The organism is Acinetobacter towneri, from assembly GCF_001758345.1.
Classification (GTDB): Bacteria; Pseudomonadota; Gammaproteobacteria; order Pseudomonadales; family Moraxellaceae; genus Acinetobacter; species Acinetobacter towneri_A.
In genome coordinates this window covers 18,936-35,003 of the sequence record NZ_MKQS01000025.1, presented here as the reverse complement: position 1 = coordinate 35,003, position 16,068 = coordinate 18,936, and the positions used below count along the sequence as shown (strand labels likewise).

The window sequence follows — 16,068 nt, the reverse complement described above, 5'->3', positions numbered from 1 at the left end:
TTTTAAATTTGGTACTCGACGGGATTTATTGATCAGTGCGTCAATATCACCAGACTTCACTAACTCTTGATAGCGATAAAATGTATCTCTTGAAACACCCATCACTTTGCATGCTCTGGATACATTCTGAAGCTCTTCAGCTAAATTGAGCAGACCTACTTTGTGTTTAATGATTTGATTGTTAGTATGCAACATAAGAAAGTTACCTTTGTTTGATTAAGATTTCGACACCTTTATCAAAACGGGTAACTTTCTCTTTTTCAAGAAGAATGTACGATCAAGTCTGAACTAATACACTTTAGGCAATCACTTTACCGAGTTTAATCTTATTATCTTTAAACTCGCCCCCCACATCGGATTAAGATTCACAAAACCTCTCTGTTTTTTATTTTTCACATTTCAAATTATATGATTTAAAAAAATGCTGACCGAAGCCAGCATTTTGTAATTTGGATAATTAAACCTCAACCCATTTACCATCTTTGTAAACCAATGACCATTTGGTTTGTTTGCCTTCAGGCGTTTCCGAACCAATATATTGCGCTTGATTCTTACGGCTGAATTTCACCAATGTTGGATTACCCTCTGGGTCTGTATCGGGTGCTTGCAAAATAAACTGATATTTCGGATCAAGCTGTTCTGCAACTGTACGCAATTCCGCGACTTTCGGCGCACGGGTTTCACGGACTTTCGGAAACTTGCTGGCTGCCAAGAACAAACCTGCTGCACCATCACGCAACACAAAGAAATCATCGTGTTTGGTTGAGCGTAAATGTTCCATTTTAATTGGATCAACACGCGGTGGCGCAGGCTGACCATTCTTGAGTACTTTACGTGTATTTTCACAACTGGTGCAGGCAAAATAAGGGCCAAAGCGACCTGTTTTCAACTGCATTTCACCATCACACTTGTCGCACGGAATGGTTGGGCCATCATAGCCTTTAATTTTGAACTCGCCTTCCTCTAGCTCAAAACCTGCACAGTCTGGGTTATTCCCGCAAATATGCAGTTTACGACCACCATCAATCACGTAACTATCCATAGCCGTTTCGCAAATTGGGCAGCGTTTTTTAGACATCAAATCTGCAGTTTCAGCGGCATCATCATCCGACAATGCGGCAAGCGACTCGACAGGAGTCAGGTTCAAAGTTCCCTTACAACGTTCTTTTGGTGGCAAGTTATAGCCTGAACATCCCAAGAATACCCCTGTTGTACCTGTACGAATCTGCATTGGACGTGAACATTCTTTACAATGCACCGCATCAACTTCTACAGGGAGATTACGGCGCATGCCTTGTTCACCCTGTGCATTGGTCAAACGCTGTTTGAAGTCACCATAAAAACTGTTGAGTAAGTCTTTCCAGTCACGTTCACCATCTGCAACCTTATCTAGCTGACCTTCCAAGTCTGCTGTAAAGTCGTAGTTCATCAGATTATTAAAACTTTCATCCAGGCGGTCTGTAACAATCTCGCCCATTTTTTCGGCATAAAGACGACGGTTTTCTAGTTTGACATAACCACGGTCTTGAATGGTCGAAATAATCGCAGCATAGGTCGAAGGACGTCCAATGCCTTTTTTCTCAAGCTCTTTAACCAAGGAAGCTTCAGTAAAACGCGCAGGTGGTTTGGTAAAGTGTTGCGATGGATCAAGCTTTACTAATTTAAGAATTTCACCGACTTTAACTGCTGGCAGTAATACATCATCATCCGATTTGTTTTGCCCACGCACTTTGGTGAAACCATCAAAAACCAGCGTACGACCTTTGGCTTTTAACTCAACACCATTGGCATCCACTAAAATGGTCGATGACAAATATTCGGCTGGTGTCATTTGGCAAGCGACGAACTGTCGCCAAATCAGATCATATAAACGCTGTGCATCGCGTTCTACACCCACTAAATTGTCGCCTTTAAGCGCGACATTAGATGGACGAATCGCTTCGTGCGCTTCTTGTGCACCTGCTTTATTGCCATATCGATTTGGTTTAGCAGGTAGATATTTTTGACCAAACTCCGCTTCAATATGTGTACGCACCATATTGACCGCGTCATCACTCAGAAAGGTCGAGTCAGTACGCATATAGGTGATAAAACCTGCTTCATACAAACGCTGTGCCAGCATCATGGTTTTCTTGACTGAAAAACCAAGACGGGTACTCGCTGCCTGTTGCAGTGTTGACGTGATATACGGGGCACTTGGGTTGACTTTGGTCGGCTTATCTTCACGTGCAGATACGGTGTATTGCGCATCTTTAATCAAGTTCAGTAAAGCATCAGTTTCAGCTTTATTACGTAACTTGAGGGTTTTACCCGCTTGTTTAACTGCTTCTAGGCGAATGTCATCTTTTGCTGATTTAGTATCTGCAAAGACTTGCCAGTATTCTTCAGGTACAAAGGCACGAATTTCACGTTCACGTTCTACTACTAGCTTAACTGCAACTGACTGCACCCGCCCTGCCGATAAACCACGGGCAATTTTTTCCCAGAGCAGTGGCGAAATCATAAAACCTACCACGCGGTCTAAGAAACGGCGCGCCTGTTGGGCATTGACTTTGTTGGTATCTAAACGCGCAGGATGCTTAAAGGCTTCTTGAATCGCATTTTTGGTAATTTCGTTAAACACCACACGTTGATAACGTGAGTCATCTCCACCAATGACCTCTTTTAAATGCCACGCAATCGCTTCCCCTTCACGGTCCAAGTCCGTTGCGAGATAGACTTCATCGACCTGCGATGCCAGTTTTTTTAATTCCGCGACAACATTTTCCTTGCCTGGCAGCACTTCATAATGTGCTTTCCAGTCATGTTCAGGATCAACCCCCATACGGTTGACTAATGCTTGTTGAGCTTTTTCAGCTTTCTGAGCCTCGGTCAGTTTGGTTCGGGTGGCGGTTTTCTTTTCTGTGGTTTTTGCGCTACCACTGGTTGGTAAATCACGAACGTGACCAACCGAAGACTTCACAATGTAGTCCGAACCAAGATATTTATTGATTGTTTTCGCTTTTGCAGGCGACTCCACAATCACTAAGGCACGTTTGTGACCAGCTTCAGATTTGGCTGCAGTGCTTTTGGATGTGGACCGAGGAGCGTTCGCCATAAGTAACCGTATTTCCTATTTAATGGTTTAAAATTAACGTTCAGCCAAGCTATGTAAAAAAGCTTTCATCTCATCTAATTGAGTTGCGCGAAGATCTGCTTCTTCATTCCAATAGATTCCTACACAGTTTGCCTGCATATCAATAGCATAAATACCCTTTAATGCAATGGGTAAGTCTTGGAATTTATCATCACCATGTAGCAGCTCTAGCTTTTGATCTTTCACCAAAGCACGCATTAATGGTAAACGTGCATCGGCAATGAGTACGCTGTAATACGCCACCATACTGGCACGTGATTCCGTAGCTTTCGGAATTTTTGTCCAATCAGGTGCAACCACCAAACGTGGATGTAGTCCCATTTTTCGGGCTTTTTCACGCATCAATCCCAAAGCTTTTTCTCTTGGGCTAACGCGCAAACCAAAAATAGAGCCCATCACAAAGATGATGATGGCAACGGCAACCCAAATTCCAGTATTTTCCATAGTACAACCTTTCTATTCTTATATTAGAGTTGCATAAGCACAATATAAAACGCAAGATTAAAATAAGCTGTGATTTATTTATTTCAACTGTTTTAGTCTATCTGCCTACAAACAGCTTAAAATTGTCTTACGTGAAAAGGCATCATTTTCAAAACTTTAAATGGTTGATAAATGATGAATTAAATCAGTCGCATCGATAAAAAACTATCTTGCAGATGGGTTTTAAATCGACTCATGCCATTAATCGAAAAATTCTAAAACTTAGCTTAAAAACATTTCATGACTATATAGAACTTCATGTCCATTCCAATAAATATAGCCTTTTTCTATCAGTTCTTTTAGCAATAAACGAATATCAGATTTTGGAAATAACTGTTCCAGCAAATCACGCAATTCATAAATATCTTTCGGCTTTTCACCTTTTAGCTCACGTAATTTTTTGGCGACTTCCCATTGCACAGGGTCAATTTTGCTAAAGTTTTTAAATAAACTGTGCTGAGGATGTACCTCTGCAGCTTCAGTTTGCGCCGCGATTGTAGAAGTGACTGTCGCCTCTTGCGCAGATTCTTCCACTGCATCTAAGTCAAGTTGCACCCACTGTTTCAGTACTTTTTTACGGAAACTGATCTGCTCATCTACACGTTTAACAATTTTTAGGTTAATCAGCATGCCCAACACATGCTGTGCCTTGTCTGTTTCAAGCTGCAAAATATTGGAGATCGAGTTTTTTAAAGCGTCTTGAGTTGTCGGTTTGCCTGACATTTTTGCCAACGCATCACAGTACTTTTTCACCAATAGCAATTCAGGCTTACTGCGAATTGCCGCAGGGCTTGGCAAATGATGTTTGCTTTTCGCAGCCTGTGCTTCAGGCTGAATATGAATCAGGTGACAGGCGATTTCAGAAGCCTGCAACATTTCCAATAAAATCTGAATACTGTCTGCGGCAGAAATGACTTCAACCTGTGTATCTGGCTCAAGTAGCGCCATGAGTTGTCCCACCACCACAGCATATTCAAACTCTTTAAATTCGGCACGAGGGCTATCTAAAATAATGAGCTGACCTGTGCTAACCCAGCCTGCGAACTCGGTTAAATCTTGCAGGCTGTATTCAAATTTTCCTGCACAATTAAACAGATACACACTCGGATGATGCTCAATAATTTCTCGCAACAAAGTCGCGGTAGGCAGATTATTTTCAAGGTCAAGTAATACAACTTTAGAGGACATAAACTTTAGCGAACACAATAGGGTTTAAAAGATTCAGGCACAGCAGCCGTGCATTACAGCGGGAAGTACAGCAAAGGTCAAATTAAATTCAGTACTGAAACAAATACCTTTGATTAAGTACGGTTGATTAATAGTGTGGCGGGCGATTAGTCATTGGATCAAACGGTGCAATCCCATCCGACAAATCTGCCGACTCCACCCGCTGATATAACCACTGCATTTGTTTCTTTAAATCAGCAATTTCCAGGCTTTGATGAACCACTTGTTCATTCAATTGCTCAACTAAATCGTCCAAAAATGCAATTCGCACTTGCAAATCTTCAATGGGTGCGGAAAATGACGCCTGATCATCTATACTTTGTTTAGTCATTTCAAATCCTCATTTGAGATTTTTTAGGAAACACTATGGCCTATATTACTTTAAGGGATGTCCAACTAGCATTTGGTGGACCTGCCTTGCTCGACGGCGCGAATTTTAACCTAGAACGTGGCGAACGAGTGTGTTTGATTGGCCGTAACGGAGAAGGTAAGTCTACTCTACTTAAACTGATTGAAGGAAGTTTACTGCCCGATGCAGGTGAAGTGTCCATTCAAAATGGCATCACCATAGCCATGTTGGCGCAAGATGTACCCATGGATTCAGGCAAAGTCGCCGATATTGTGGCCGATGGTGCAGGTGAAGCTGCTGCAGTATTAAAAGCCTATCACGAAGCCAGCGATGCCTGTGTATTGGGCGATATGGATGCCTGTGACCGTATGGGGAACCTGCAACACAAGCTAGATCAGCTAGATGGCTGGGCACTGGAAAATAAGGTCAATGCCATTTTAAGCAAAATGGGACTTGATCCAAATGCAGACTTAGCCGATTTATCCGGGGGACGTAAACGTCGTGTATTGTTAGCACGTGCCCTGCTCACCCAACCTGACGTGTTGTTGCTAGATGAGCCGACCAACCACTTAGATGTGGAAAGTATTGAATGGCTAGAAAAATTCCTACTCGATCAAAATAATTTAACCCTGCTGTTTATTTCGCATGACCGTGCTTTTGTCGATAGTATCGCCACCCGCATTGTCGAGTTAGATCGTGGTGTATTACGCAGCTACGAAGGTAACTATTCACGTTATTTAGATTTAAAAGCACAGCAACTAGAAGCCGAAGAAAAACAAAATGCGCTGTTTGATAAAAAACTGGCCGAAGAAGAAGCATGGATTCGTCAAGGCATTAAAGCACGTCGTACACGTAACGAAGGACGTGTGCGTGCCTTAAAAGCCTTACGTGAAGAGTCCAAAGCGCGTCGCTTCCAACAAGGCAAAGTTAATATGGCAGCGCAAGAAGCCAATCGCTCAGGTAAACTGGTCTTTGATATTGAACATTTACAAGTGGCCTTTGGCAATCAAGCTCCAATTATTAGAGACTTTTCTACACTGGTATTACGTGGCGACCGTATTGGTCTAGTTGGTGATAACGGTGTCGGTAAAACCACTCTGATTAAAGCTATTTTAGGTGAAATTGAACACGGTGGCTCTGTCAAAACAGGTACACAACTTGAAATTGCCTATTTTGACCAATTACGTAACGTCTTAGATTTGGAAAAGTCAGTCAAAGATAACGTATCTGAAGGTTCAGACTTTGTTGATGTGAACGGACAACGTCGTCATATTTATAGTTATTTACAAGACTTTTTATTCTCACCAGAACGTGCGCGCACGCCAGTTAAAGCCTTGTCTGGCGGAGAACGCAACCGTATTTTACTGGCCAAATTATTACTCAAACCATCTAACCTGATTGTGATGGATGAGCCGACCAACGATTTGGATATGGTCACTTTAGAGTTGCTAGAGGAAATGCTCAGCGACTATAAAGGCACCTTATTGCTAATTTCACACGACCGTGCCTTTATGGACAACGTGGTGACTTCGACTTGGGTATTTGATGGCAAAGGCAATATTGATGAATATATTGGTGGCTATCAGGACTATTTGCAGCAACGCCCAGACCAAACTGTGGTTGATCAAAAAAGTGATGTTAAAAAGGCCGTTGCCAAAGCCGAAGCGGCTGCAGCAGCGCCAACAGCCAAAAAAGTAAAATTGAGCTATAAAGATCAACGTGCTTTAGAACAGCTGCCTGGTGAAATTGAAGCACTGGAACAGGAACAAACCGAATTGGCTGAAAAACTGGCGGATGGTTCTTGGTTTGTAACAGATGCCGATGCAGCCACCAAAGCCTCACAGCGTTTAGCAGAAATTGATGAAGAATTGCTGGAAAAACTGGAGCGTTGGGACGAACTGGAAAACTTAGCGAATGGTAACTAAGCATATTGGCTTAAGTGATTGTTCCTAACTTTTTAAGCACAGGGCATATTCCTTACACCAAAGCTTTGCAAAATCGTTTTAAGCATCTTTCCCATTGGACGGGTGCTTTTAAATTTTAAAATCGGTTCGTGCTAAACTGCAACGATACAACACTTTACACGGTCATTATGAGTCAACACACTGAATATCAACCAGGCGAATTTCAATGGTCTTTCCTGTTGCCAAAATATTGGGGCATTTGGATTGGTATTGTCTGCCTAATGATTTTAGCCATTTTACCGTGGGCAATTCAGTATCGTCTGGCACAGTTTTTAGGCAATCTTGCCTTTAACAGCATGAAATCTCGTCGTGTAACAACATTACGCAATTTGGAAGTATGTTTTCCAGAGTGGAGTGAGGCTGAAATTCAAGAGAATGCTCGACAAGTCTTTGTCGATCAGATGCTCGGCGTATTTGAAACCTTAAATGCGTGGTACTGTCCACAGTGGTTTAAAGGACGTACTCAGGTTGAAGGTTTAGAACATATTCAGCAAGCCCAAGCAGCTGGACGTGGAGTTTTATTGTTAGGCACACATTCTACTCTGCTAGATGCAGGCGGCTATGTCTGTGCACAATATTTTGACCCCGATGTGGTCTATCGTCCACAAAATAATCCTTTACTGGACATGCTGATTTACCGTTGTCGCGCCACCATTTACGGTCATCAAATTGACCACGATGACATGCGTGGTTTAATCCGTCACTTAAAAAATGGTCGTGCCATTTGGTATAGTCCAGATCAGGACTTTGGTTTAAAACAAGGTGTTATGGCACCGTTTTTTGGCGTGCCTGCAGCGACAGTTACGGCGCATCGTCGTTTACTTAAAATGACCAAGGCCGCAGCAATTCCGTTATATTTTTACCGTACAGGTGAGCTTTCCAACCCGCAATATAAAGTCTTGATTGAACCTGAACTGCTAGATTTTCCAAGCGCAGATGAAGTCGCAGATGCAACGCGTACCAATTTCATTATTGAGCAGCAATTACGGATCGCCCCTACCCAATATATGTGGTTTCATCGTCGGTTTAAGAGTCGCCCCGAAGGTTATGATAATATTTACTAATCTGCACGGCAGAAGGAAAGACTCATGAAAGTCATGCAGTTATTACCCGAATTAAACAGTGGTGGTGTAGAACGCGGTACGCTCGAAATCGCCCGAGCTTTAGTCGCTCAAGGGCATACGTCATTGGTGGTGTCGAATGGCGGACGGATGGTCAACCAACTTGAGGCTGAAGGTTCCACCCATTTAAGGTTAGCCATCCACAAAAAATCATTATCAAGCTTGTGGCAAATCCGTCCTTTACGCCAACTGATTATGCAACATCAACCTGATATTGTGCATGTACGTTCCCGCGTACCTGCATGGCTGACTCATTTTGCCCTAAAAGGGATTCCAGCCGAAAAGCGCCCACACTTAATTTCAACAGTACATGGTTTTTATTCAGTTAACCGTTACAGTCAAATTATGACTCAAGCGGAAAAAGTGATTGCAGTTTCTGACAGTGTGGTCAAATACATCCGTGATCATTATCAAAACTGCCCACAAGAAGATATTGTCCGCATTTATCGTGGGATTGACCCTGCTGCATTTCCGCATGGGTATCAACCTTCGGCACAATGGATTCAACAAACCTATCAAGATTTCCCAGAATTTGAACATAAGTTTTTAATTTGTTTGCCGGGACGTATCACCCGCTTAAAAGGTCATGAAACATTGATTGATCTGATTGCGAAATTAAAAACCCAGTTTCCACAGATTCATGCTGTTGTTGTAGGCGGTGCAGATGTTAAAAAAGCAGCTTATTTACAGGAACTGGAACGCAATATTCAGGATAAACATTTGACCGAAGCGATAACCTTTGTTGGGCACCGTTCTGACATTCGCGAGTGGCTTGCGTTTAGCGATATTGTACTTTCACTTTCCAATCAGGCAGAAACCTTTGGACGCACTGCGCTTGAGGCTTTATCGGTAKGAACACCTGTGATTGGCTGGAACCGTGGTGGTGTCGCTGAAATTCTGTCACAACTGTATCCGCAAGGACTCATCGCGGTAGATGACCAAGTCGCTTTATTCAATGCAGTGCAATTGCATCTGGAAACACCGCAAAGTGTCGCCCCTGTTGAATTGTTCAGCTTGGCAGATATGTGTCATCAAACCTTAGATTTATATCAGCAAGTTTTGCAGTCAAAACACACCTGAAGCCTTAGAACTGAATCGAGCTGATTGAAATTTAATTTGTTAAAAATAAACCCTAAAAAATCATCGCCCGAGTTCTACATCCTTTAAAACTCGGGCTCATGAGGTTGTGCTTTCAAAACTTATTGTTATTTTGTTGTGTGGCGTTCCTTACCTACATCATATCCTTGACGTTTATCCATCAGCGTCGTCTTCCTTAATGGGATATTCCGTTCCCGAGTCCTTGTGCTGATGAATTAATATTAACCAGATCAGTCAGAATAAAACATGCGTCATGCGCCTAAATCCGTGTAAGCCATTTCGTACGCTTTTCGTTTAATTTCTAAACTGATTTATTCTGCGCTTTATATGGTTGTGCAATTTCATCGGTCACCAGTTTTTCTTCTCGCTCTGCTTTTTCAATTCCCTCCTGAATCGCCTGTTGAGCTTCTTGCTCATCGGCATCGGTTTGCGGTAATTCATCTTGAATTCGATCAAACACCCGTCCAGTTTGCAATACCACATACACAGGAAAATGGTCTGAACCGATATGCGCTAAACGCTGCATATCCACCAATGCAAAATCGGTACTATGAAAAACATGGTCTAATGACCAACGCAATAAAGGATAATCGGCATGAAAGGTATTGATATAGTGCCGTCCAACGCGCGGGTCGAGCAAACCACTGATCCGCTGAAACAAGCGTGTAGTCCGCGACCATGCTACATCGTTTAAATCCCCCATCACGATACAGCTTTCATCTAAATCTTTGATTTGATCGCCTACAATCAATAATTCGGCATCTCTTAAAACTGAATCTTTGGCTTCAGTCGGACTCGGAGGTTTGGGATGCAAACAATACAACTGCACTGGTTGCCCCGAAGGCAAAATCACACTGGTATGAATAGATGGAATTTCATCACTCAGAATAAATTTGATCTCACTGTTTTCTAACGGCAAACGGCTATATAAATGCATGCCATATAAATTATCTAAAGGCACAGCGACCCGATAAGGATAGTCGACTTCAATCACAGACAAGGCTTGTTGCCATGCCAAATCAGTTTCTAAAGTCAATACCAAGTCTGGTTTTAAGGCTTGAATATGTTCAATCAACAGATGATATTTCTGATTTGGTGTCAAGACATTGGACACGATTAATGAAATCTGTTTTTCAGGATTTAACTGTTCAGGGCGGACTTGTTTAACCTGTTTTTTCCACAGCAAGGTATAGGGCAAGACCATTTTGAGCTGATAAGCCAAAGCCGCAATCAGTCCAATCAAAATCACTTGGCTAGACATATCCCACTCCTGCTCCCAAATCAGGAGCAAAACAAAGGCAATGATGCCTAAAACCAAGATCTGTAAACGTGGAAAATCTGCGCCCCGAATCCACCATTCATCGCGTGGAATCAGTGACCAAAAACTTAACCAAATGACTAATATTGCAAGCCCTTTTACCCAAATCATCTTGCTTTACTCTTTTGTATTTTTTTTGGTTTTTACATGAAAACCAAAGTTATCAATTTTGTATGTAACACAAACACGAGATTTCTCTCAATAATACTCATGTTTTGTTCATGTAATGCTTGCAGTTGTGTCCCCTTTTGATAGACTTACATTCCTTTATTGTTTTTTAACGCACCGAGGCAAAGTGACATGAAAGTAGGTCTGGTCGGTTGGCGCGGGATGGTGGGTTCCGTCCTTATGCAACGTATGGTTGAAGAAAATGATTTTGCTCATTTTGAGCCATTCTATTTCTCTACCAGTAATGCTGGCGGTGAAGCACCAGCGTTTGGTGGTAAGACTGCCCCAGCACTTATGGATGCAACAGATATTGAAAGTCTGAAGCAAATGGATGTCATTATTACCTGTCAAGGTGGTGATTACACTTCTGCCGTTTTCCCAAAGCTTAAAGCAGAAGGTTGGAATGGTTACTGGATTGATGCTGCATCTACCCTACGTATGGATGATGAAGCGATTATCGTACTTGATCCAGTCAACATGAATGTCATTAAAGATGGCTTGGTAAATGGCACCAAAACATTTGTGGGCGGTAACTGTACTGTTTCACTCATGTTGATGGGCTTGGGTTCATTATTCCAAAACAATTTGGTGGAGTGGGCAACGTCAATGACCTATCAAGCAGCTTCTGGTGCAGGTGCGCAAAACATGCGTGAGCTGATCACAGGCATGGGCTACTTGTACAACAACACCAAAGACTTGTTAGATGATCCACGTTCACCCATTTTAGACATCGACTCTAAAATTGCCGAATTACAACGCGGCGAAGGTTTCCCATCGGCAAACTTTGGTGTGCCTTTAGCGGGTTCTCTCATTCCATATATCGACAAACAGCTTGAAAGCGGTCAGTCAAAAGAAGAGTGGAAAGGTCAGGTTGAAACCAACAAGATTTTAGGCAATCAGCAAATCGTTCCAATTGATGGTCACTGTGTGCGTATTGGTGCAATGCGTTGTCACTCTCAAGCAATCACATTGAAGCTGAAAAAAGACGTTCCATTGAACGAAATTGAAGATATGATTCGTCAATCGAGCCAATGGGCAAAAGTGGTACCAAATACACGCGAAGCATCAATGACCGATCTTACCCCAGTTGCCGTTACAGGGACTTTAACAGTACCTGTTGGTCGTTTACGCAAAATGAACATGGGTAAAGAATACCTCGGTGCATTCACTGTAGGTGACCAATTACTTTGGGGTGCAGCAGAGCCATTACGTCGTATGTTACGCATCTTAATTGATTACAAAAATGCTTAAGCCTCGTCTACAACACTGAATCATTTTCGATTCCGTGATCGATCTTAACAAGCCAGTCAAATTAGACTGGCTTTTTTATGTAATCAACGTGTTAATATTTTACAATCGCCCTACAACTCGCTACTCTATCCTTTTCGCCTTGCGATAAATGACCGAGCTAACAATTAAGATGACTGTGTATAACAAATTAAAGATCGCTATTTTATCTATTCTGGCTTCACAGCAAATGTATGCAATGAATGTTGACCCGATTCAAATTCAGTCAACCACTGGGGAATTGCTCTATGCCGAAATCAACTTTCGTCAATCGAATGTTAATGAAGTGATTGATGTCAGTTTAGCTACGGCTGACGATCTGATGTCAATTGGTGCGAGTCACCGCCCACCAGGTCATCTTAACTTTTTTACACGTCGTAACAGTAACGGCACAGGGGTCATCACCATTACTTCATCCCGACCGTTAACTGAGTCTGAGTTGAATATTGTAGTTAAAATTAAAGAAGGCAATGCAACCCGCCTGCAACATATTCGCACACCTTTAAAACGCAGTTCACCTGCTCCATTGACCGCTATGCAACGCAGCAATGAACAAGCTTTAACGCCTATCATGATTGTCAATGAGCAAGATATTGCTTTAAATTTACCTGTAAGTGCGACCTATCAGGTTGAAACACCCAAAGCAATTGAACAACAAGCCTTCGAAGCACCCTTAACCATTCAACGCAATAGACCACCTGCATTAAACCATCAAGTAGTAACAGTAATTCAAACTGCGCCAAGCCGTAGCGCAGCAAATGAAAATACGATTGTTGCTGCTCCAAAAGCAGCACCAGGACAAAGAAATAACAACCCAACACCAACTGCATCTACAGCTACTACTTCAGTCACCGCACAAGAATCGGCTGATCCATTGGTACAAAAATTTGCTGAACAGCAACGCACGAAGCAATTAGCACAAACTCAGCCTGTTGCCGCCGCGGAAAAGCCTGCACAAACAGCGGCTACACAGGCTAAACCAAGCCCTGCCACAGCCAAGCCTGCAGTCAATACCCAACATGTAGTACAATCGAATGAATCATTATGGGCCATTGCCTCACGCATTGCAGGAGAAAATAATCGCCCTGTTGCTGAGGTGATGCAGCAAATCAAAGCCAATAATGAACATGCTTTTATTCAAGGTGATGCCAATCGTTTACGTCGTGGTGCGACCTTAAATTTATATGCTCAAACTGGCTCTAAGCCGGAGAAAAAAAACTCAATTCCAAAACCAGAAACGGCCAGTGCACCACAATCAGGCAAAGCCAAATATCGTTTAAATCAAGCAGAAATGAGCCTTGTAGCAGAAAATCAACAGGACTCTACCCATGGTTCTGCCAAGAAGAACACTCAATCCACACAAACTTCGGGCGACTTGTCATTAAAAGTTATGACATCTCGTGAGAAAACCGTTAAATTACAGAGAAACGTAACAGAATTAGAATTGGCATTACGTCAGAAGGATCACAGAATTCAATTACTCAACGCGCGCCTTGCTGAACTGCAACAACAATTGCAAAAACAACAAGCCGCAAATAAGCCAAAACACTAAATGTTACACACAATGATTTTTTTGGGATAAGGTCAAACAAGTACCAAATCCTCAAGGGGTATAAACATGCTGATTTATGTGATTCCTTTTATTTTGCTACTGGTGATCGCAATTTTCTTGAAAAAGCGTGAAACAAGTAAAGAAGCCGAACCAAGCAACAAGAAAACAGCAGCGCCAGCCAAAACCAGTGCCAAGAAAACTGCGACAAGTAAAAAAGTTGCACAGAAATCGGTGGTGGCTGAAGAGGTTGTTCCAACACCACAACACTCTACCCCTGTCCCTGTAAAAATCCAAACCAACATTGAAAACCTAATCAAAGAACGTAATTTCTTTGCTGCAGAAGCGCAAATTAACCAAGCATTAAAACGTGATAACTCATTGCATGGTTTGTATTTGTTATTGCTTGATATTCATTTGCAACAAAAAGATGAATTTGCAATTAACCAATTACTCAATCATATACGCGCTTTGGGCCTCGATGATATTTTGGTTCAAGCAGAAGCTCAAAAACAAGTATTTGATGAGCAAAATAACAAAGCAATTGATGGAATTGATTATCAACCAACGACTCCAAAGGTTTTAGAATCGGCTCCTGTTGAACAAAAATCAACAGCTGGTTTTGACGCCCTCATACAATCAAAAAAAGATAATATCTCTTCAGATAGCACTTCTTTTGACCAGTTGCAATACGAACTGACCTCAAATAAAACCTCAGAACCTGAAGCCAAAGCAGAACCTGCTGCACTTGATTTTAATTTCTCACTCGATTCCACAGCAACAGAAGCAAAAACTGAAGCACCAGAGATTACAACTGAACCAAGTGTAAGCTCTGCTGAGGAAGTTAAACCGCTCGATTTCACGTTTGATTTAACACCAAGCCCAGCAGCCCCAGAATCAAAAGTCAGTGAAGCCGCTGCAGTCGAAGCCCCAAATTTTGACTTCAATTTTTCGACACCAGAAAGCGCACCTGCAGTTGAAGCAAAAGCTGAACCTGCACCACCTGATTTTAATTTCACATTTGACAGTACGCCTGCTGCAGAAACCAAGCTTCAGCCTGCAATTGAGCCTGAAGTCATTGCTGCACCAAGTATTACACTTGAACCTGCTGCAGCTGTGGTCAGCACAGATGTTGATCTGAATGATCCATTGGTGAAATCATTCCCAGACTTATCTAAATTGGATGAAATTCAGTTGAACTTAGACTTAGCAAGTCAATATGTAGAGTTGGGCGCTTATGATGCTGCGAAAGCTTTACTGGGCGAACAAGACGCTCATTACTCTGCTGAACAACGCCAACGTGCCGATCAGTTACTGAATCAAATCGCTTCTTAATTCAAATCAGATTAAGATTAAGCAGTCATTCTTGGCTGCTTTTTTAAGATGAAAAAAATTGCGTTAATTTACATGGGCGGTACTTTTGGCTGTGTCGGCGAACCACTAAGCCCAATGCCTGCCGAGCAATTCCTGCCACGTGTGACACAGGTTTTGCCACTAAATTTAGAGATTGAGTGCTTTGTTGCCCCTGTCATTAAAGACAGTAGCGCCTGTACAGCAGCAGACTGGTTACAGCTCATCCAATATATTCAAAAATTACAACAAGATAATTTTCAATATTTCGTCATTATACATGGCACAGACACGCTCAGCTATGCCAGTGCAGTCTTAGCACGTTTTTTAGCCCAAAGTACTCATGTCATTCTCACGGGCAGCCAATATCCCTTACTCAATGCACAAGGTACAGATACCCGTGAATTTAGTGATGCCTTAGACAACCTAAATTTTGCTCTACAACAGATTCATCAAGTGACTCCGGGCGTATATCTTGCTTTCCATCATCAACTGATTCATGCCGCAACGGCACTGAAACAACACACCACCGAGTTAAATGCATTTACAGGTCAGTCCGCTTTGGCTTGCACGGAGAGCAAATCGCAGAATGAACCAGCATTCAAGATTAGAATTCAACATATTGAAAAAGCCCAGCACTTTAACTGCCTGAATTGGATGTTGCAGCCAATTACCATTTCTGCTTTGGTCGATAATTTAAAAGCCTTACAGCAACAGCCACCACACTGCCTGATTTTACAGAGTTATGGCACAGGCAATATAGCAGTCAATGCCGAAGTGATTGCGTTAATTAAGGCCTTGCAAGCTCAACAATGTGCCGTGATTCTCACCACACAAGTGACTTTCGGTGGCATGCAGCAGCGCTATGCGATCAGCCAGTGGTTACAGGACAGTAAAATTTTAATCAGTGATTGCCAAAGTCACGCAGATCTTTATGCCAAAGCCTTAAAAATGTATTTACAATACGACAGCCTTGCACAGTGGTATGCGCATTGGCAGTCTTCAGTGTGATTTGAGG

The 16,068-nt window shown here is 42.3% G+C and carries 13 protein-coding genes; 7 read left to right on the top strand and 6 right to left on the bottom strand.

From position 1 onward, the window contains the following. From BJN41_RS14845 to BJN41_RS11550, 5 genes are all read right to left on the bottom strand, one after another. Positions 1 to 195, bottom strand: a 195-nt coding sequence (locus BJN41_RS14845; protein WP_034683890.1) for a helix-turn-helix domain-containing protein, incomplete at its 3' end; no start/stop codon positions are given. Positions 196 to 457: 262 nt separating this feature from the next. Continuing rightward, positions 458 to 3,097, bottom strand: coding sequence for a type I DNA topoisomerase (topA, locus tag BJN41_RS11565; protein WP_070155375.1), 2,640 nt, complete (start codon positions 3,095 to 3,097; stop codon positions 458 to 460). A 33-nt stretch (positions 3,098 to 3,130) separates the two neighbouring features. Then, the gene (locus BJN41_RS11560) at positions 3,131 to 3,580 is read right to left on the bottom strand and encodes an ammonium transporter (protein ID WP_070155373.1); all 450 of its coding nucleotides are present in this window, start codon (positions 3,578 to 3,580) and stop codon (positions 3,131 to 3,133) included. Between the two features lie 261 nt (positions 3,581 to 3,841). Beyond that, the gene (locus BJN41_RS11555) at positions 3,842 to 4,807 is read right to left on the bottom strand and encodes a hypothetical protein (protein WP_070155371.1); all 966 of its coding nucleotides are present in this window, start codon (positions 4,805 to 4,807) and stop codon (positions 3,842 to 3,844) included. 127 nt (positions 4,808 to 4,934) lie between these two features. After that, positions 4,935 to 5,177 (bottom strand): SlyX family protein, encoded by a 243-nt coding sequence (locus BJN41_RS11550; RefSeq protein WP_070155369.1) that lies wholly within the window; start codon positions 5,175 to 5,177, stop codon positions 4,935 to 4,937. A 35-nt stretch (positions 5,178 to 5,212) separates the two neighbouring features. Here BJN41_RS11550 and BJN41_RS11545 point away from each other — a divergent pair, with 35 nt between their 5' ends. From BJN41_RS11545 to BJN41_RS11535, 3 genes are all read left to right on the top strand, one after another. Beyond that, on the top strand, positions 5,213 to 7,120 hold the full coding sequence (locus BJN41_RS11545; RefSeq protein ID WP_070155367.1) for an ATP-binding cassette domain-containing protein: 1,908 nt from the start codon (positions 5,213 to 5,215) through the stop codon (positions 7,118 to 7,120). Between the two features lie 167 nt (positions 7,121 to 7,287). Further along, a complete protein-coding gene (locus tag BJN41_RS11540) occupies positions 7,288 to 8,223 on the top strand; it encodes a lauroyl acyltransferase (protein ID WP_070155365.1) in 936 nt (311 codons plus the stop codon). Positions 8,224 to 8,247: 24 nt separating this feature from the next. Next, entirely contained in the window at positions 8,248 to 9,360 is a 1,113-nt protein-coding gene (locus BJN41_RS11535) for a glycosyltransferase (RefSeq protein WP_070155363.1), read from the top strand. A gap of 319 nt (positions 9,361 to 9,679) precedes the next feature. On the opposite strand, the gene BJN41_RS11530 is transcribed toward BJN41_RS11535, so the two are convergent. Beyond that, entirely contained in the window at positions 9,680 to 10,807 is a 1,128-nt protein-coding gene (locus BJN41_RS11530) for an endonuclease/exonuclease/phosphatase family protein (RefSeq protein ID WP_019836902.1), read from the bottom strand. Between the two features lie 189 nt (positions 10,808 to 10,996). Between BJN41_RS11530 and asd the strand changes: the two genes are divergently transcribed. The 4 genes from asd to BJN41_RS11510 all read left to right on the top strand — a co-directional run bounded on the left by asd (position 10,997) and on the right by BJN41_RS11510 (position 16,061). Continuing rightward, positions 10,997 to 12,115 (top strand): aspartate-semialdehyde dehydrogenase, encoded by a 1,119-nt coding sequence (gene asd / locus BJN41_RS11525; RefSeq protein ID WP_004976115.1) that lies wholly within the window; start codon positions 10,997 to 10,999, stop codon positions 12,113 to 12,115. 169 nt (positions 12,116 to 12,284) lie between these two features. Further along, on the top strand, positions 12,285 to 13,703 hold the full coding sequence (locus BJN41_RS11520; protein WP_070155361.1) for a FimV family protein: 1,419 nt from the start codon (positions 12,285 to 12,287) through the stop codon (positions 13,701 to 13,703). 66 nt (positions 13,704 to 13,769) lie between these two features. Then, positions 13,770 to 15,035, top strand: coding sequence for a fimbrial protein FimV (locus BJN41_RS11515; RefSeq protein ID WP_070155359.1), 1,266 nt, complete (start codon positions 13,770 to 13,772; stop codon positions 15,033 to 15,035). Between the two features lie 48 nt (positions 15,036 to 15,083). Beyond that, a complete protein-coding gene (locus tag BJN41_RS11510; RefSeq protein WP_070155357.1) occupies positions 15,084 to 16,061 on the top strand; it encodes an asparaginase in 978 nt (325 codons plus the stop codon). The last annotated feature ends 7 nt before the right edge of the window (positions 16,062 to 16,068 follow it).